This is a genomic window from Arsenicicoccus sp. UBA7492 (assembly GCF_002479615.1).
Classification (GTDB): Bacteria; Actinomycetota; Actinomycetes; order Actinomycetales; family Dermatophilaceae; genus Arsenicicoccus; species Arsenicicoccus bolidensis.
The window spans coordinates 34,348-50,397 of sequence record NZ_DLOE01000029.1 but is presented as its reverse complement, the minus strand read 5'-3'; the positions used below and the strand labels follow the sequence as shown (position 1 = coordinate 50,397).

17 protein-coding genes, 3 pseudogenes and 1 riboswitch are annotated in these 16,050 nt (G+C 70.3%); of the genes and pseudogenes, 8 read left to right on the top strand and 12 right to left on the bottom strand.

Annotated elements, in window-relative coordinates; genetic code table 11:
• From B4E97_RS09000 to B4E97_RS08975, 5 genes and pseudogenes are all read right to left on the bottom strand, one after another.
• Positions 1-663: hypothetical protein (locus tag B4E97_RS09000; RefSeq protein ID WP_286959591.1), on the bottom strand; the 663-nt coding region annotated here is incomplete at its 3' end.
• Positions 664-699: 36 nt separating this feature from the next.
• Positions 700-1,698 (bottom strand): ParB N-terminal domain-containing protein, encoded by a 999-nt coding sequence (locus B4E97_RS08995; protein ID WP_286959590.1) that lies wholly within the window; start codon positions 1,696-1,698, stop codon positions 700-702.
• Positions 1,695-2,087 (bottom strand): annotated as a pseudogene (locus B4E97_RS08990) (hypothetical protein); the annotation flags it as partial. The gene B4E97_RS08995 and the pseudogene B4E97_RS08990, both read right to left, overlap by 4 nt.
• Positions 2,088-2,193: 106 nt before the next feature.
• A pseudogene (locus B4E97_RS08985) lies at positions 2,194-2,403 on the bottom strand (transposase); the annotation flags it as partial.
• Between the two features lie 367 nt (positions 2,404-2,770).
• Positions 2,771-3,118: a hypothetical protein gene (locus tag B4E97_RS08975; RefSeq protein ID WP_286959586.1), complete on the bottom strand. Its 348-nt coding sequence runs from the start codon at positions 3,116-3,118 to the stop codon at positions 2,771-2,773.
• 289 nt (positions 3,119-3,407) lie between these two features.
• On the opposite strand from B4E97_RS08975, the gene B4E97_RS08970 reads away from it, so the two are divergent.
• On the top strand, positions 3,408-3,782 hold the full coding sequence (locus B4E97_RS08970; protein ID WP_239263595.1) for a hypothetical protein: 375 nt from the start codon (positions 3,408-3,410) through the stop codon (positions 3,780-3,782).
• Between the two features lie 131 nt (positions 3,783-3,913).
• Entirely contained in the window at positions 3,914-5,989 is a 2,076-nt protein-coding gene (thrS, locus tag B4E97_RS08965; protein WP_286959585.1) for a threonine--tRNA ligase, read from the top strand.
• A 66-nt stretch (positions 5,990-6,055) separates the two neighbouring features.
• Here the strand turns inward: thrS and B4E97_RS08960 are convergent, their stop codons facing one another.
• Positions 6,056-6,634, bottom strand: a complete 579-nt coding sequence (locus B4E97_RS08960) for a GNAT family N-acetyltransferase (protein WP_286958681.1) — start codon at positions 6,632-6,634, stop codon at positions 6,056-6,058.
• A gap of 104 nt (positions 6,635-6,738) precedes the next feature.
• Between B4E97_RS08960 and B4E97_RS08955 the strand changes: the two genes are divergently transcribed.
• The gene (locus B4E97_RS08955) at positions 6,739-7,224 is read left to right on the top strand and encodes a DoxX family protein (protein ID WP_239263604.1); all 486 of its coding nucleotides are present in this window, start codon (positions 6,739-6,741) and stop codon (positions 7,222-7,224) included.
• 74 nt (positions 7,225-7,298) lie between these two features.
• Here the strand turns inward: B4E97_RS08955 and B4E97_RS08950 are convergent, their stop codons facing one another.
• Positions 7,299-8,624, bottom strand: a complete 1,326-nt coding sequence (locus B4E97_RS08950; protein ID WP_286959584.1) for a bifunctional o-acetylhomoserine/o-acetylserine sulfhydrylase — start codon at positions 8,622-8,624, stop codon at positions 7,299-7,301.
• A gap of 15 nt (positions 8,625-8,639) precedes the next feature.
• Positions 8,640-8,757: riboswitch (SAM riboswitch) on the bottom strand.
• Positions 8,758-8,886: 129 nt separating this feature from the next.
• Here B4E97_RS08950 and B4E97_RS08945 point away from each other — a divergent pair.
• Together B4E97_RS08945 and B4E97_RS08940 are read left to right on the top strand one after the other, a co-directional pair.
• The gene (locus tag B4E97_RS08945; RefSeq protein WP_156911470.1) at positions 8,887-9,375 is read left to right on the top strand and encodes a GNAT family N-acetyltransferase; all 489 of its coding nucleotides are present in this window, start codon (positions 8,887-8,889) and stop codon (positions 9,373-9,375) included.
• 45 nt (positions 9,376-9,420) lie between these two features.
• A pseudogene (locus tag B4E97_RS08940) lies at positions 9,421-9,843 on the top strand (MarC family protein); the annotation flags it as partial.
• Between the two features lie 210 nt (positions 9,844-10,053).
• On the opposite strand, the gene B4E97_RS08935 reads toward B4E97_RS08940, so the two are convergent.
• Entirely contained in the window at positions 10,054-10,914 is an 861-nt protein-coding gene (locus tag B4E97_RS08935) for an SDR family oxidoreductase (protein WP_286958672.1), read from the bottom strand.
• 46 nt (positions 10,915-10,960) lie between these two features.
• Entirely contained in the window at positions 10,961-12,457 is a 1,497-nt protein-coding gene (locus tag B4E97_RS08930; RefSeq protein ID WP_286958670.1) for an aldehyde dehydrogenase family protein, read from the bottom strand.
• A 140-nt stretch (positions 12,458-12,597) separates the two neighbouring features.
• Between B4E97_RS08930 and B4E97_RS08925 the strand changes: the two genes are divergently transcribed.
• Positions 12,598-13,194, top strand: a complete 597-nt coding sequence (locus B4E97_RS08925; protein WP_286959581.1) for a TetR/AcrR family transcriptional regulator — start codon at positions 12,598-12,600, stop codon at positions 13,192-13,194.
• A 125-nt stretch (positions 13,195-13,319) separates the two neighbouring features.
• Here the strand turns inward: B4E97_RS08925 and B4E97_RS08920 are convergent, their stop codons facing one another.
• Entirely contained in the window at positions 13,320-13,895 is a 576-nt protein-coding gene (locus B4E97_RS08920; RefSeq protein ID WP_286959580.1) for a hypothetical protein, read from the bottom strand.
• Between the two features lie 21 nt (positions 13,896-13,916).
• Positions 13,917-14,435 (bottom strand): nitroreductase family deazaflavin-dependent oxidoreductase, encoded by a 519-nt coding sequence (locus tag B4E97_RS08915; protein WP_286959577.1) that lies wholly within the window; start codon positions 14,433-14,435, stop codon positions 13,917-13,919.
• Between the two features lie 23 nt (positions 14,436-14,458).
• On the opposite strand from B4E97_RS08915, the gene B4E97_RS08910 reads away from it, so the two are divergent.
• Both B4E97_RS08910 and B4E97_RS08905 read left to right on the top strand, forming a co-directional pair.
• A complete protein-coding gene (locus B4E97_RS08910) occupies positions 14,459-15,019 on the top strand; it encodes an HIT family protein (RefSeq protein WP_019287606.1) in 561 nt (186 codons plus the stop codon).
• A gap of 5 nt (positions 15,020-15,024) precedes the next feature.
• A complete protein-coding gene (locus tag B4E97_RS08905; protein ID WP_286959575.1) occupies positions 15,025-15,351 on the top strand; it encodes a hypothetical protein in 327 nt (108 codons plus the stop codon).
• Here B4E97_RS08905 and B4E97_RS08900 read toward each other — a convergent pair.
• Positions 15,329-15,907, bottom strand: coding sequence for a TMEM165/GDT1 family protein (locus B4E97_RS08900; protein WP_029212336.1), 579 nt, complete (start codon positions 15,905-15,907; stop codon positions 15,329-15,331). The two genes, B4E97_RS08905 and B4E97_RS08900, sit on opposite strands and share 23 nt — an antisense overlap.
• Positions 15,908-16,050: the final 143 nt, after the last annotated feature.

Sequence of the window (16,050 nt, the reverse complement as noted above, 5' to 3'; positions counted from 1 at the left end):
AAGTCCATCGGTGGATCGAGGATAAGTCGGTGCGCAGACGACGAACACGGTGAACGCGACCGGATGCTCGCTGGTGACCGGTTGGCCGTTCCAGACCCCGGCACGGTGGCGAGTGCCCTCGATCGTGACGGCCGTCGTTCCTGCCGCGAGCTGTCCTGGCTGGGCCCGCGCTACGGCGTCGGCCCAGGCGTCGGGGACGTACGCGGTGTCGATGGTGAGGTGCTGACGGGTGGCGTATTGCCGCAGCTCGATCCAGGCGTCTCGGGTGGGGAGGTAGACGGCTACGTCGGAGGCGAGCCCGGCTTGCTCGTCGCCGCTGGGGTCACCGACTGCGAGGATTGCCGAGGTGTAGTCCAGCGGCCACAGCCCCGAAGCGGTGTCCCACGCGAACAGCGTGGACGCGACACCTTGCGCGAAAGTCTCAGGATCGGCAGAACGCGGAACCGCTGGAACCCGCGGCGGCCGGGGCGTGCTCGGTGCCACGGTCGGCGGTGCTGTCGTGGTCGGGCCGGGCTCCGGGTCGTGCTGGGGGCTGGTGTTGTTGCGGGGGCCGGTGAGGAGTCCGTAGACGCCGATGCCTGCTAGGAGCAGCAGGACGATGCCGGCGGCGATGAGGGCGACGAATCGGCGGCGGTTCCGGGCGTCGGTGGGTGCAGGGCTCATGCCGAGCAGGTGCGCACCCGGCACCTGTGCCCGTGGTCAGAGCGCGCGGAGTCGTGGGCGCTCGGCGGCGCCGTCGCGGGCGGCTCGGAGGGCGTCGGCGAACCGGACGGTGCCGTCGGCGGTGGTGAGGAAGTTCTCGAACTGCTCGTCGGTCAGTTCGGCGGCGAGGGTGTCGGCGTCGTAGTGGGTCCACCAGTTCGTCAGCTCGCCCCAGGTCTGCACGAACGCGCGCAGCGGGTAGCGGACGGGTTGCCCGTCACCGGTGACGAGCGGCAGTGGTCGCGGTGGTGTGCGCTTGCCCTTCTTGATCGACTTCGCCTGGGCCACGGCTGCCTCGGCACGGGCATGCAGCTCGGCCTCGCGCCGCTCCCGCGCGGTGGTGTCGGCATCGCGGATCGCCTGGTAGATCGGATGCACCGGGTCACCGGCCTCGATCCGCTCCAGCCCGGCGGCGGCCTCGGCGCGCAACATCTCGGGCTGGGCGGGGTTGTTGGCGATGTCTTCGAGGTAGCCGATCTTCTCCAGTGTCGTGTGCGACGCACCGCCGGGAATCATCGCCGCCGCTTGCTCCCGCGCATCCCCGAGCGCGCTCGACGGTCCCGCAAATTTTGCGGGACCGTCGTTTCCCGGCTGGTTCTCGCTGCTGAACTGGGTAGCGGACTTCCGGCGGGCAGCGTCCTCGGCTATGACCTGCTTGATCTCGCGGTAGAGTCCGGCGGCTTCGAGCTGGGTGTAGGGCTTGTGCAGCATGTTGTCGTCCTGCTCGGCGAGGAGCTGCCCGAGCCGGTCGGACAGGCCACTGCGAACCCACACGTTGACGGTGCGCCAGCCGAGCTTCTTGATCGCGGCCAGGCGTCGCGCCCCGCACACGAGTACGCCGTCGATGGTGATCGTGAGCGGTTGCAGCAGGCCGTCGCGCCCGATGGATGCCGCGAGGGCGTCGATGTCGCCGAGGTCGGCGCGGTGCCGGGCGCCGACGAGGATCGAATCGACGGTGCGGTCGAGCTGGATGCTGCCGACCTGTGGCTCGGTCACGACGACTCACCGCCTCCACCACTCGGCGCGGCCAGTGCGAGCGCGAGGATCAGATCGTCGTCGCGGAGCAGCAGGTCGAGGGTCTCGCCCAACAGCAGCCGGAGCAGGACGCCGCGGCCGCTGCTGGTGGCGACGTAGGCCGGGTGCGGGTTCCCGAGGAGCGCTTTCAGCAGCGTGGCCCAGGAGCGGCGCGGCAGGTCGAGCAATGCCCGCGCGTGCCGATCGCGCCGCAGCGCCTCGTAGGCGGACTGGCGGGTGCCAGCCTTCATCAACGCCCCGCAGACGTGCTCCACGGATGCCCGAGCGGTATCGGCGGGCCAGTCGAGCAGGCACAGCATTGCGATGGCGTCCTCGGCCGCCGACCCGGCGGACATGCACGCCTGCGCCGACCTGAGACTGTCGCGGGGCTCGGTTTCGAGGTCGCTGGGACACCCATGCTGGCGCAGGGCCGCGAGCCCTACGTCAGTGCCCCCGCCACGCTCAAAGTTGAAGAGCCTCGATGATGCCGTTGACGGCCTCGGTGCCGCCGTTGTTCGCGCGGTCGGTGTCGAAGTAGGCCAAGAACGCTTGCCGCCAGCGGCGCAGGGTGCGTCCCAGGCGGGCTACCTCGGGGATCGGGCAGGTGTGGAACGCGTCCAGGATCTTCTCGGCGCGGCGACGGCCCTTGGTCGTGTCCTTCGCGCGGTAGGCGGCTCGGAGGTCTTCGCCTTATCTGGACGCTCAGCGGTCGCACCCACGACTACCTGCACCGCTACATGCCAAGCAACCGACTCCTCGCTGCCATCCGCACCCGTCGCGGACTCAAGTGGGGGACACCTGCGATGCTGGTCGCACTTCCATACCTCCTGATCGCCAGCGTCTGCTCTGGCGCGGCAACCGATGGCGGTCCCGGCTGGCTCCACCTCATCGTGCTGTGGGCCTGCTGGAACGCACTGAAGTTCATCATCATGGGACCCGTGAGTATCGTTCTGCTCATCCGTGCGCGCCTGCACGAGGCCGTTATCCGTCGGCACCAGCGGAGCGAGGCGATCGCCGAAGCAGACAGTCGTGTGCCAGTCCTTCATTCCTAGGCTCAACTGCCGACGGCAGCGGATGCCGTGATTCGCGAACGACGCCCTCCGCCAGGCCGGATCACGACACCATGGGAAGCGAGCGCTCGCCGGACCGCCTGAGGCCCCACGCCGACCTTCACGCCGACCTCTACCAGCGTCAACCCGCTGAGGTAGAGGTCGGCTGCTTCATTGATGCGGGAAGGATCGAACCAACCACGACGGGTCGTCACCTCCCGTCGGGTGAGGTGCATGGCCACCGTCCGGCGGTTCACTCCGAAGATGGATGCCAGCTCGACGAGCGTCGCGCCCTTGCGGTACTGAGCCACCAGATCGTCGACTTGCTCGGGGCGCAGCAGGGTTTGAGCCATCCCAAGTGATCGCACCACCCGACCCCTGGAATCGGAAACGGTAGGCTCCGAGGGGCGTCGGTCGTGGTCGTAGAAGCCCCGCGACCTGCGCAAAGACAAAGTTTTCAGCGGTGGGCAGGGGTTCTCAAACTCTCTACGGAGGTCCACCAGCATCACGAGGGACCGGACGTCATGGGCATCCGGTCCCTCGTGCGTTGCCGGGGCATGAGTCTTGCGCTGTCGATGCCGGGCCGGATCCGGCTGGTGAGCGGATTGGCCCTGGTCGGTCCCGGGGGTGCACGCTTGACCCATGGCATCCAGCGTCACGCCCGTGTGGCCCCTCACCGACATCGCCGTGTATCCCGTCAAGGGTGAGCCGGGCCGTCCCCTGCGGCAGGCCGTGCTCACGGATTCCGGCCTCGTCGGCGACCGCGCCAAGCGGCGTCCGCTGCTCGTCGCCACCACCGCGCAGGCCGCCGGCGACCTGCGCGCCAACCTCGTCCTCGACATGGGCGACGACGAGTTGGCCGCCCTCGAGGGCCAGGAGCTGCGGATCGGTGACGTGGTGGTGCGCCTCGGTCGCAAGCCGAGCTCCTGCGAGGGCCTGTATGCCGAGACCGTCACGGGCGGCGACCTGCTGGTGGGGGACCAGGCGCGCGTCGTGCGCTGCTGCGCGTCCTTCTGACCACTCGGAGGGAGGTCATGCTGACCGAACCGAGTTGCCCCGCCCGATAGCCTAGGCAGCACGTCACCGCAGGGGTGGCGGCGGCCCCGCGAGGCAGCGGGACGTCATACGAGAACGAACTGGAGACACCTGTGTCAGCCGACATCACCGTGCACATCGCTGGAGACGAGCGAACGGTGGCGGCGGGCACGACTGCCGCCGATCTGTTCGCCGACGACCGCCGGATCGTGGTCGCGCGCATCGGCGGGGAGCTCAAGGACCTGGCGACCGAGCTGCGCGAGGGCGACGTCGTCGAGGGTGTCGACATCGCCAGCGACGACGGCCTGGACGTGCTGCGGCACTCCTGCGCGCACGTCATGGCCCAGGCGGTGCAGCAGGTCAACCCCGCCGCCAAGCTGGGCATCGGCCCGCCGGTCCGCGACGGCTTCTACTACGACTTCCAGGTGGACGAGCCGTTCACCCCCGAGGACCTCAAGCAGCTCGAGAAGGTCATGCAGAAGATCGTCAACGAGGGGCAGACCTTCCAGCGGCGCGTGGTCAGCGAGACCGAGGCGCTGGAGGAGCTCGCGGGCGAGCCGTTCAAGTGCGAGCTGGTCGGGCTCAAGGGCTCGATGACGCACGACGACGAGGACGCCGGCGCCGGTGTCGAGGTCGGCGCGGGCGAGCTCACCATCTATGACAACGTGCGCCGGGACGGGACGGTCGCCTGGGGCGACCTGTGCCGCGGCCCGCACCTGCCGAGCACCAAGATCATCGCCAACGGCTTCAAGCTCATGCGCTCGGCCGCGGCCTACTGGCGCGGCGACCAGGCCAACGAGCAGCTGCAGCGGCTCTACGGCACGGCGTGGCCGACCAAGGACGAGCTGCGCGCCTACCTGGAGCGGCTCGCCGAGGCCGAGAAGCGCGACCACCGCAAGCTCGGCGTCGAGCTCGACCTGTTCTCCTTCCCCGACGAGATCGGCTCCGGCCTGCCGGTGTTCCACCCCAAGGGCGGCATCATCAAGCGGGAGATGGAGGACTACGTCCGCCGCCGGCACATCGAGGAGGGCTTCGAGTACGTCGGCACGCCGCACATCGCCAAGGACGGCCTGTTCCACACCTCCGGGCACCTGCCGTACTACGCGGACACGATGTTCCCGCCGCTGCACGTCGACGAGGAGCGCGACGACGCGGGCGAGGTGACCAAGCCGGGCCAGGACTACCGCCTCAAGGCGATGAACTGCCCGATGCACAACCTCATCTACCGCTCCCGCGGGCGCTCCTACCGCGAGCTCCCGCTCCGGCTCTTCGAGTTCGGCTCGGTCTACCGCTACGAGAAGTCGGGGGTCATCCACGGGCTGACGCGCGTGCGCGGCTTCGCCCAGGACGACTCGCACTCCTACGTCACCGAGGAGCAGGCGCCGGCCGAGATCAAGCACCTGCTCGACTTCGTGCTCGGTCTGCTGCGCGACTTCGGGCTGACCGACTTCTACCTGGAGCTGTCGACGCGCGAGACCGAGGGGCCCAAGCGGGACAAGTTCATCGGCTCCGACGAGCAGTGGGAGGTCGCGACCAAGGTCCTCGAGGACGTCTGCCTCGCGTCCGGGCTGGAGCTCGTGCCCGACCCGGGCGGCGCCGCCTACTACGGCCCCAAGGTGTCGGTGCAGGCGCGCGACGCCATCGGCCGCACCTGGCAGATGTCGACGATCCAGTACGACTTCAACCAGCCGGAGCGCTTCGGGCTGGAGTACCAGGCGGCCGACGGCACCCGCAAGCAGCCGGTCATGATCCACTCGGCCAAGTTCGGGTCGATCGAGCGGTTCATGGGCGTGCTGGTCGAGCACTACGCCGGCGCCTTCCCGGTGTGGCTGTCGCCGGTGCAGGTCACGGGGATCCCGGTGGCCGAGGACTTCGCCGACTACCTCGAGGACGTCGCGCGCCAGCTGCGCCGGCGTGGGGTGCGCGTCGAGGTCGACCACAGCGACGACCGCTTCCCCAAGAAGATCCGCAACGCCTCCAAGTCCAAGGTGCCGTTCGTGCTCATCGCGGGTGGCGAGGACGTCGAGGCGGGGGCCGTGTCCTTCCGCTACCGCGACGGGTCGAAGCGCAACGGGATCCCCGTGGAGCAGGCGATCGAGGAGATCGTCCGGTCCATCGAGTCCCGCGAGCAGGTCATGACCGCACCCATCGGGTCGCCCGAGGCTGCAGAGACGGCTGAGACTGCCTGAGCCACGACGGATCTCGTATGCCGAGAGGCGCCCACCCCAGCACGGGGTCGGCGCCTCTCGCGCTGCTCAGCCCTGCCTGACCGCGGCGAGGAGGGTGGCCAGGTGCGCGTCGGCGCGGGCGCCATACGTCCGGGTGTAGAACCGCTCCATGAAGGCGCGCGGGTCGGCGGGGGAGGGGCGCCCCGACCGGTGCCACAGCTGCAGGGGGACGGCGCCGCGGGGCCCGGGCATCACGTAGTCGCCCTGCCACGGGGCCGGCGCGAAGGCGTGACGGCGGTAGAAGTCGGCCCGCCGCGCCGCGTCCGGTGACGAGTCGGGCGGCTCGAGCTCGGCCAGGACGTCGCGGTCGCCGGCGGCCCGCACGACGTCCTCGAGCAGGGCGCCGCCGACGCCACCCGACCGTCGCCGGGGGTCGACCGCGAGGTACTCCAGCAGGTCGGCTCCGAGCTCGTGGTGGGGGACGAGCACCGCGATCGCCAGCACCGTGTCGTCGTCGTCGTCCTCGCGCGCGACGAGGACCTTGCGATCGAGGAGGCGATGCTCGAGGACGTCCGCCACCGGCAGCCGCTCGTCAGGGGGAAACGCGGCGAGGTAGATCGCGCGGGCCTGGTCCAGGTGGCGCGGCTCGAGGATCGTGGTCTGCATCCGCTCATGCTGCCGTGCCGGGGGCGCTGGATGCCATTGGTTGATCTTTCAAGTAACCATGCGTTATGTTTTGGTCCGTTCAGGTATCCGATCGAAGGACTCTCATGCGCTCCCTCCTGCACCCGCCCGCCGCGCTGCGCGACCTCGCGCTGCTGCTGACCCGCGTCGTGCTCGGCGTGGTCCTGATGGCCCACGGCTGGCAGAAGCTCGGCACGAACGGGATCGACGGCGTCGCTGCCGGTTTCGGCAAGATGGGCATCCCCGCCTCCGAGCTGGCCGCGTGGTTCGCCGCGCTGGTCGAGCTCGTCGGTGGCGCCCTCATCCTCGTCGGGCTGGCCACCCCGCTGGTCGCCCTGCTCGTCGTCCTCAACATGGCGGGCGCCTTCTGGTTCGCGCACCGTGACGGCGGCGTCTTCGTCACCGACGGTGGCTGGGAGCTGGTCGCCGTGATCGCGGCCGCGTCGCTCGCGCTGATCGGTGCCGGGGCCGGCCGGATCAGCCTCGACGGGCTGCTCGGTCGCGGCCGGGGCTCTCGTGACGGTCGTCGTCCCGTCGGCGACCGCGAGTCGGTCGGGGCCACCCGCGCCTGACGGCCCTGTCTCGCGAGCCGCGCCAGGTATGACGAGGCGCCCACCCCGATGTGGGGTGGGCGCCTCGCGCGTGCTCAGGCCTGCGCGCCGGCCGCAGCTGCTGCCTCGAGGCCCCGGTCGAGGTCCGCCAGGATGTCGTCGATGTGCTCCAGGCCCACCGACAGGCGCACCAGGCCGGGCGTGACGCCGGCGCCGAGGCGGTCCTCGTCCGACCCCTGCGAGTGCGTCGTCGAGGCCGGGTGGATGACGAGCGAGCGGACGTCACCGATGTTGGCGACGTGGCTGTGCAGCTCGAGGGCGTCCACGAACGCCCGCCCCGCCTCGACCCCACCGGCGATGTCGAACGAGAACACCGAACCGGACCCCAGGGGGCAGTAGCGGTCCGCGCGCTCCTTCTCCGGGCTGCCGTCGAGCGACGCGTAGTAGACCCGCTCGACCTGCGGGTGGCCCTGCAGGTGCTCGACGACGCGGCGGGTGTTGGCCAGGTGCCGCTCGATGCGCAGCGACAGCGTCTCGATGCCGAGCCCCACGAGGAAGGCGTTGAACGGCGAGCACGCCGAGCCGAGGTCGCGCAGCAGCTCGACGCGGGCCTTGAGGATGAACGCCAGGTTGGCGCCGAGCGCCGAGCCCACCCCGAGGTCGCGGGCGAAGACGAGCCCGTGGTAGCTCTCGGACGGGGTGTTGAGCTGCGGGAAACGCTCGGGGTCCTGGGCGTAGTCGAAGGTGCCGGCGTCGACGAGCGCCCCGACGATCGAGGTGCCGTGACCGCCGAGGAACTTCGTGGCCGAGTGGATGACCACGTCCGCGCCGTGCTCGATCGGGCGGATGAGGTATGGCGTCGCGACGGTGTTGTCGACGAACAGCGGCACGCCCGCGTCGTGGGCGACCTCGGCGATCCCCGCGATGTCGAGGACCTTCTGGTCGGGGTTGGAGATCGTCTCGCCGAAGAAGAGCTTGGTCTCCGGGCGGACCGCGGCGCGCCACTCGTCCAGGTCGGCCTGGTCGCTGACGAAGGTCGTCGTGATGCCCAGCCTCGGCAGCGTGTAGCGCAGCAGGTTGTAGGTGCCGCCATACAGCGCGGGGGAGGCCACCACGTGGTCGCCCGCCTGCGCGACGTTGAGGATCGCGAAGGTCGTCGCGGCCATGCCCGACCCCAGCAGGAGCGCGCCGACGCCGCCCTCGAGCGCCGCGATGCGCTCCTCGATGACGTTGTTGGTCGGATTGCCGAGGCGGGTGTAGATCGGGCCCAGGTCCGTCAGCGCGAACCGGTCTGCCGCGACCTGCGCGTCGTCGAAGACGAACGAGGTGGTCTGGTAGATCGGCAGCGCCCGCGCGCCCGTCTCGGAGTCCGGGTTCTGCCCGGCGTGGATCTGCTTGGTCTCGAATGCCCAGTCGCTCATGGGTCGTACCCTCCTTGCTCGCGCTTGCCGCCGTGTCGGGTGACGCCGGGGCCAGGTCCTCACCCGGGGCACCCCGCCGCGTGGGAGGGTTGCCGGTCAGCTGGCCGGGGCCGTGCTGCTGACGCTCATGACCTGCGGCGACTCTAGGAGTGGTCTCGTGGGGCGAGGAAGTGGCGTCCCGGCATACGGACCGTCGTCTCCGGGAGTGACGGTTTGGTCACGAGGAGGTGCCGAGACCCTCGACCGGTGGTTCACTGTGGCCATGAGCGCCCCCGCCCACATCCGCCGTGCCCGCCCGCACGACGCGTTCGCCGTCGCCGCGATGATGCTGCAGCTGGGCAGGGAGCGCGGCGCCTCGCCCGACCCCGAGTTCATCGACCGGTTCGCCGACGCCTGGCTGCGCAGCAGCGGTTCCCACGCCTACTGGCTCGCCGAGATCGAGAAGCGTCCCCTCGGCATCGCTGGCGTCACCCTCGTCGAGCAGCTCCCCGTCCTCGGCGGGCCGCGGCGCTCGCGGTGGGGCCAGGTGCACACGATGTTCGTCACGCCGACCTTCCGCCGGTGCGGGATCGGCGGTCAGCTGGCCCGCGAGGTGTTCGCGTGGTCCTCGGCCGAGGGGCTGACGCACCTGCGCGGCGACCTCACCGAGCTCGGCCCGGCCGCCGCCGGCATCTCCCGCCGCCTCGGTGGGCGCCCCGCTCACGACGGGATCTTCGAGTCGGTGCTGAGGGTCCCCGCCACGCTCTTCTGAGATCATCTGGCCTGGTTCACCGCCGGGTAGGACGCTGCGCGGCAACGCAGGACGGCGATCCGCGTGGCGGCGTACAGCCTGGTGATGTCGCTGGTCGTCATGGTGGCGGGCAAGGCGATCCTGGGGTTCTTCGGCGTCGAGGTGGACGACTTCCGGATCGCCGGGGGCATCGTCCTGCTGACGATCGCGCTGGGCATGCTCGGCGGGCCGGGGAGCATCGCGCACTCCGGGACACCGAGCGAGCAGCAGCACCAGTCGGAGCACGCGTCCACGTCCGACGTGTCGTCCTCTCCCAGGGCCTTCCCGACGATGGTCGGCCCGGGCACCATCACGACGCTGATCGTGCTGACCCGATCCGCGGACGGAGCGAGAGGGTATGTCGCTGTCGCCGCCGCCGTCGTGGTCGTCGTGCTGGCGCTGCTGCTGGTCCTGTGGTTCGCCCCCGCCATCGGGCACCACATGTCGTAGACGCTGCGCGTGATCATGACGCGCCTGATGGGGATGGTGGTCGCCGGGCTGCAGCACGTGTTCCCGCAGTGGGTGCGCTGACGTCCTCCTCGCAGACGTCGACCTGGTCGGAGTGGTCCTGGTGCTCGAGGAATCCAGGTGAGGGTGCGGGTGGGCGTGGTGGTCAGCGCCAAGACCCAAGACGCTGACCACCACAGGCCGGTGGGGTGGTCAGTCGCCGGCGGAAGCAGTCGTCGGCACGAGGTCGACGTCCAGCGGGTCCTCGTTCATGCCAGTCAGCTCCCTGGTGCGGCCGCCGTAGTCGATGGGCAGGACCACACCGGAGATGAAGGACGCCATCGGGGAATTGACGAAGATCAGTGGCTCCGCCATCTCGCGGGACTCCGCGAGCCGGCCCGCGAAGCCGGCGTGGCCGATGAGGTTGTCCATCCCTCCGACACTCCTGGCGAAGTCGTCGGTGAGTCCGGTGCTGGTGCTGGCCGGCATGATCGCGTTGACGCGGACATGCTTTGCGGCGAACTCCCCGGCGACCTGAGCGACGTACAGGTTGGTGGCGCGCTTGGAGATCGGGTAGGCGAGCTGACCCGGCGCCTCGTCCAGACCCAGGGCGTGGACGGCGGCGGTGGTGGCGTCCCACCCCTTCGCCCTGGTGAGCCCGGCGATCTCGTCGCGGTGCTTCTCCCAGTTGATGCCGCCCATCGAGGTGACGAAGGCGATGGCTCCCCCTTCGCGCATCCGGTCCGTGAGGTAGGCCTCCGTGATGTACTTGTTCGCCGTGAAGTTGACGGCCATCGTCTCGTTGAAGTCATGCCGGTCGCCGGAGACCCCCGCGATGCCGAAGAAGGCGTCGAAGGTGTCAGGCAGCTGGGCCATGACGGTGTCGATCTCGTCCTTGTTGCCGAGGTTGACCTGCAGCGACGTGGTCATGCCGGGGAGGTCGACGACGACATGGTCGAGGCCGTGCACCTCCGCGCCGAGGTCGACGAGGATCTCGGCGGTGGCCTTGCCCATCCCGGACGCTGCGCCAGTGACGACGCAGACCTTGCCCGTGTAGTTCAGGTAGTCCTTCATGAGGGCTTCTCCTTCTCTTGTGCTGGGGGTGGGGGAGGGTGCGGTGTCAGGCGAGGGGGAGCGGGATCGAGGAGGCGACGGCTTTTGTCTCGAGATAGGTCTCGAAGCCCTCGAGGCCGCCCTGCCGGCCGAGGCCACTGTGCTTGTAGCCGCCGTAGGGGGAGTCGGCGCCGTAGAACTGGCCGCCGTCGATGCTGAACGAGCCGGTGCGGATGCCGCGGGCGACCTTCAGGGCTCGCTCGGGTGAGGCCGTGAAGACGTTGCCGGAGAGCCCGTAGACGCTGTCGTTGGCGAGGCGGATCGCGTCCTCGTCGGTGTCGAACGGAGTCACGGCGAGGACGGGTCCGAAGATCTCCTGCTGAGCGATGGTGGAGGCGTTGTCGACATCGACGAAGAGCGTCGGCTCGATGAAGAACCCGCGGGACTGCGACACCGGAATCCCACCGCCGACGAGGAGGCGGGCTCCGTCGCGCTTGCCCGCCTCGATCATCTCGAGGATGTGGTCACGCTGCTTGGCGGTGATGATCGGTCCCGAGAAGGTCTCGGGGTCTGCCGGGTCGCCGAACGGCAGGTGTGCGTAGACCTGCTCCAGCGCGGCGACGGCCTGCTCGTAGACCCCACGCTGAACCAGCAGCCGGGTCGGAAGGGCGCAGCCCTGACCGGCGTGCAGGCACGCCGCCGCCGCCGCAGGAAGCGCCGCAGCCAGGTCAGCGTCGTCGAGGATGATGCCGGCGCTCTTGCCGCCGAGCTCCATCAGCGTCCGCTTGAAGGTTGGAGCGGACAGCTGCAGCATCAGCTGCCCCGTGGCCGTGGAACCGGTGAAGGAGATCATGTCGACTCGTGGATCCGTGACCAGCTCCTGGGCGACGGATCGGTCGCGGGTGGTGATCACGTTCACGACTCCGGCTGGGATGTCGGTCTTCTCCGCGATCAGCCGTCCGATGCGGGTGGCGTTCCACGGCGTCTCGGCTGCGGCCTTGACGACGACGGTGTTGCCGGTCGCCAGTGCAGGCCCGAGCTTGTTGATCAGGATCTCAAAGGGGAAGTTCCACGGGATGATCGCCGCAACCACCCCCACGGGCTCTTTGAGCACCCACCGCTCGGAGGTGAGCCCGCCTGCCTCACCATCGGCCAGGCGCCGCTCCCACGCGAACTCGTCGATCATCCGGGCAGGCCAGAGCAGCCCATCCGCCAGCGGCCAGTCGAGCTGCGCCATGTAGGTCGTCGACAGGGGGGCGCCGACCTCGACGACCAGCTCCTGCCGGAGCTCCTCCTTCTCGGCGACGATCGCCTCGTGAAGCTGCCTGAGGCACCTCTGCCGCAGGGCCCGGTCCTGCGCCCAGCAGGAGGAGTCGAACGAGGTCCTGGCCGCCGCGATCGCCTCGTCCATATCAGCGGACGTGGCGTCGGCGACGACGCCCACGACGTCGCCGGTGGCGGGATTGACGACCTCGAAGGTCCCACCGTCGGCGGCGTCGCGCAACGTGCCTGCGATCAGTAGTCGGGTCTCGTGGGCCGTGGTCAACGTGGTGGTCGACGTCATCGTCGTGCTCCTCACACATGCTTCGAAGCTCACCGAGAGAAACGCTCGACAGCGAGCGCCCGCCGGCAGCAGGCGGAACCCACGATAGGTTTTGGGCACGAGTACCACAAGGGGTGGCGACCTTCTGGCACGATGGGGGGATGCCTGAGGAGGAGCCGACGCGGGCCACCGGTCGCCCCATGGCGGCCGACCCGCGGTTCGTCGCCACGACGGGGCTGCGGCTGTTCGCGGAGCACGGGTATGACAACGTCACGATGAGCGAGGTCGCTGCGGCCGCCGGAATCGGTCGCAGCACGCTGGTCCGCTACTTCCCGACCAAGGCCCACATCGTCTGGGACCGGTCCGAGGACGACGCGGAACGGGTCCGGTCACTCCTGCGCAAGGCCGCTGCAGGCGACGCGATCGCGGCGATCTGCGACGTGATGCCGGACGCGCTCGCGTACGGAGAGGATGAGTTCGATCTGCTCCGGATACAGGTGCAGATCATCACCGCGTCATCGATCGACCTGCTGACCTACGCCCAGCATTCCACGGAGGAACTGATCCTCGCCTTCCTCAGGAGCAGGCGAGGTGATGTGCGGGACGACCTGCGCGACAGGATCGCCGCCCGGTGCCTCGTGGACGCCGGCTGGATCGCCCTCCAAGCCTGGGCGGCAACCGAACAGCACAGCCCGCACGCCCTGCTCGAGCAGGCCTACCAGTACGTCCGGGCCGGGTTGCAGCCGCGAGCCGTCTGAAGCGCCGCTGTCGCCGACCACGTTGTCACCGTCGGAGCCTGAACGATGGCCCGGCGGCCACGCCACCGGCCTCGCCGCGCACTCGCGTCGGGGGACCGGCGCGCGGACCAGTCGGCGGGAGGGGATCAGCCGGCGAAGGGGGACGGATCCGCCGGGCGCTCGGGCGCCGCGAGGTCGAGGAGGTCCTGGTAGCGGCCGCCCACCGTGATGCGGGCCAGGTCGCCCAGACGCCACGTGGACAGGGCCTCCCACGTCGGCGAGGGGGTGAGCTCCTGCAGCATCAAGGTGCCCTGCGCCACGAGGACCGGGGCTCCGACGAACAGCTGGTCGTCGGAGTCCCGCAGCTCGAGCCCGAGGAGCGGGTAGCGCTCGGCGAGGCCTGCGACGAGCGTCTCGGTGGTGTCGAGGTCGAGGCCGTCCAGGCCGCTGGGAGGCCAGGCGCCCTCGTGCTCGAAGCCGAACCGGTGGATGGCGGGGTACTGGTGGTGGCGGATCCGCTCCAGGTCGGCGATCCGGACGGCGACGTGGCCGTCGGGCCACGGCGCCGAGGTCTGGACGAGACACCACCGCCGCCCCACGCCCACGCAGTATCCCGTCACGGCCTCGTCCGGCATGTCGAGCTCGAGGCAGGTGTGCTCGGCCATGGCCGACTCGAGCTTGGCGCGGATCCGGGCGAGGCGTTCGGCGCGGTGCTTGCTCATGGCGTCAGCATGCCAGTCGGATCACGCCTCCTCGAGGAGGAAGACCGGGATCTGGCGGTCGGTCTTGGTCTGGTAGTCGGCGTAGGGCGGGAAGGCCTCGACGCAGCGGGGCCACCACTCGGCGTGCTCGGCGTCGGTGGCGAGCCGGGCGACCCGCCGGGTGACGGTGCTGCCGTCCTGCAGGAGCAGGTGCGGGTGGGCGGTCAGGTTGTGGAACCACTGGGGGTGCTCCGGGGCGCCGCCCTTGCTCGCGACCGCGGCGTAGACGCCGTCGTGCTCGACCCGCATGAGGGGCACCTCACGGACCTGGCCGGAGGACTTGCCGAGCATCGTCAGGACGACCACCCGCCTGCCCTCGACGCTCGCGGCGTCGGTGGTGCCGGCGGCGTGGATGTCCTCGAGCTGCTGACGGACCCAGCCGGAGGCGTTGGGTGCGGGAGGGGCGTCGAGCGCGGCCCAGGGGTCGGTGCCCGAGAAGTCGTGGCCCGAGGCGTCGTTGCCGGAGGGGGTGGCGGGCGTGGGGTCTGGTGTCGTCGTCATACGGTCGAGTCTAGGATCGAGGGGTGACAGACCTCCAGGGCCCGCGCAGCATCGAGGACGCCGGCCAGCTCGCCGGTGTGGACGACGGGTTCGAGCGTCTGTGGACGCCGCACCGCATGGCCTACATCCAGGCGGATCGTCCGAGCACCGATGCGGGGCAAGGGTGCCCCTTCTGCGCGGCGCCGGACAAGGACGACGCCGAGGGGCTCATCGTGCACCGCGGCGAGCACTGCTTCGTGGTCATGAACCTCTTCCCGTACAACCCGGGACACCTGCTCGTGTGCCCCTACCGCCACGTGCCGCTCTATCTCGACCTCACCGACGAGGAGACCGAGGAGTTCACCCGGCTGACCAAGCAGGCGATCCGCGCGCTGGAGGCCGCGAGCCGCCCCATGGGCTTCAACCTCGGGATGAACCAGGGCGCCGTCGCGGGGGCGGGCGTCGCCGCGCACCTGCACCAGCACGTGGTGCCGCGGTGGGGCGGCGACATGAACTTCCTGCCGATCGTCGGGCAGACCAAGGCCCTGCCGGTCCTGCTCGAGGACACCCGGCAGCAGATCGTGGCGGCCTGGCCGGGGGAGTGAGCCGTATGCCGGACCTGCCCGTCACGTCTGCGGAACCGCTTCCCGTGCTGGTCTACGACGACACGACCGCGCTGGGCCGGGCGCAGGCCAGGGCGCTGTGGCACGTCGTGTCGCGCGACCGGTTCGAGCTGCGGCCCTGGCGTCGGCTGCCCCTGGAGCGGTGGGGGCTGACGCCGGACGACTGCCGCGGGGCGCTGGTCTGGATCGGCCGGGACGGCGAGGTCAGCCGGGGGCGCGAGGTGTGGCCGGAGCTGCTGCGCCACGGCCATCGCTTCCTGCGACCGACCGTCCGCCCGGTGGAGAGGCTCGTCAGAGGGCGCGCACGCCGCTGACGATCAGCAGCACGCCGAAGGCCAGGAACAGCACGGCGGCGCCGATCTTGATGGTGCGCTCGGGCAGCTTGCGGCCGAGGAGGGCGCCGACGCCGATGGCCAGGGCGTCCGCCGCGACCATCCCGAGCGTCGAGCCGACCCACGTGCCGAACCACCCCTCCTGGGTGGCGAGGGTGATGGTCGCGAGCATGGTCTTGTCGCCCAGCTCGGCGAGGAAGAACGCCGTGCCGACGGCCAGCAGTGCCATGCCCCGGCTGTTGCGGGCCTTGGCGGCCTCGTCGTCGGTGAGCTCGTCGCCGCGGAGCGTCCACGCGGCGAACGCCAGGAAGGCGACGCCCGCCACGACCTGGATGACGCCCTGGGCGTCCGCGAAGACGTCACCGATGGCGTAGCCGATCCCGACGGAGGCGAGGTGCACGAGCGCGGTGGCGGCGGTGATGCCCAGGAGGACGTCGCGGGCGCGGTAGCGGGCGGCGAAGGTCATGGCCATGAGCTGGCTCTTGTCGCCGAGCTCGGCGACGAAGATCACCGCGGTGCTCAGGAGGAAGGCGTACACGAGGGGGTCCTCTCAGGCCTGCCGGACCCGCGTCGTGGACGGACCTCGGCCAGGCACGTCCGTCGACGGGGTGCTGGTCGAAAGTCTCGTCCGCCACACGGTCGTGGCCTGCCGAGCCGGGCCCGAGGGCCAATGTGTCGACT

Bases quoted from the DNA above. Each gene is read 5' to 3' on its own strand.
- B4E97_RS08975 (WP_286959586.1), bottom strand. From the start codon at position 3,118: ATGGCTCAAACCCTGCTGCGCCCCGAGCAAGTCGACGATCTGGTGGCT.
- B4E97_RS08970 (WP_239263595.1), top strand. From the start codon at position 3,408: ATGGCATCCAGCGTCACGCCCGTGTGGCCCCTCACCGACATCGCCGTG.
- B4E97_RS08960 (WP_286958681.1), bottom strand. From the start codon at position 6,634: ATGCAGACCACGATCCTCGAGCCGCGCCACCTGGACCAGGCCCGCGCG.
- B4E97_RS08955 (WP_239263604.1), top strand. From the start codon at position 6,739: ATGCGCTCCCTCCTGCACCCGCCCGCCGCGCTGCGCGACCTCGCGCTG.
- B4E97_RS08950 (WP_286959584.1), bottom strand. From the start codon at position 8,624: ATGAGCGACTGGGCATTCGAGACCAAGCAGATCCACGCCGGGCAGAAC.
- B4E97_RS08945 (WP_156911470.1), top strand. From the start codon at position 8,887: ATGAGCGCCCCCGCCCACATCCGCCGTGCCCGCCCGCACGACGCGTTC.
- B4E97_RS08935 (WP_286958672.1), bottom strand. From the start codon at position 10,914: ATGAAGGACTACCTGAACTACACGGGCAAGGTCTGCGTCGTCACTGGC.
- B4E97_RS08930 (WP_286958670.1), bottom strand. From the start codon at position 12,457: ATGACGTCGACCACCACGTTGACCACGGCCCACGAGACCCGACTACTG.
- B4E97_RS08925 (WP_286959581.1), top strand. From the start codon at position 12,598: ATGCCTGAGGAGGAGCCGACGCGGGCCACCGGTCGCCCCATGGCGGCC.
- B4E97_RS08920 (WP_286959580.1), bottom strand. From the start codon at position 13,895: ATGAGCAAGCACCGCGCCGAACGCCTCGCCCGGATCCGCGCCAAGCTC.
- B4E97_RS08915 (WP_286959577.1), bottom strand. From the start codon at position 14,435: ATGACGACGACACCAGACCCCACGCCCGCCACCCCCTCCGGCAACGAC.
- B4E97_RS08905 (WP_286959575.1), top strand. From the start codon at position 15,025: ATGCCGGACCTGCCCGTCACGTCTGCGGAACCGCTTCCCGTGCTGGTC.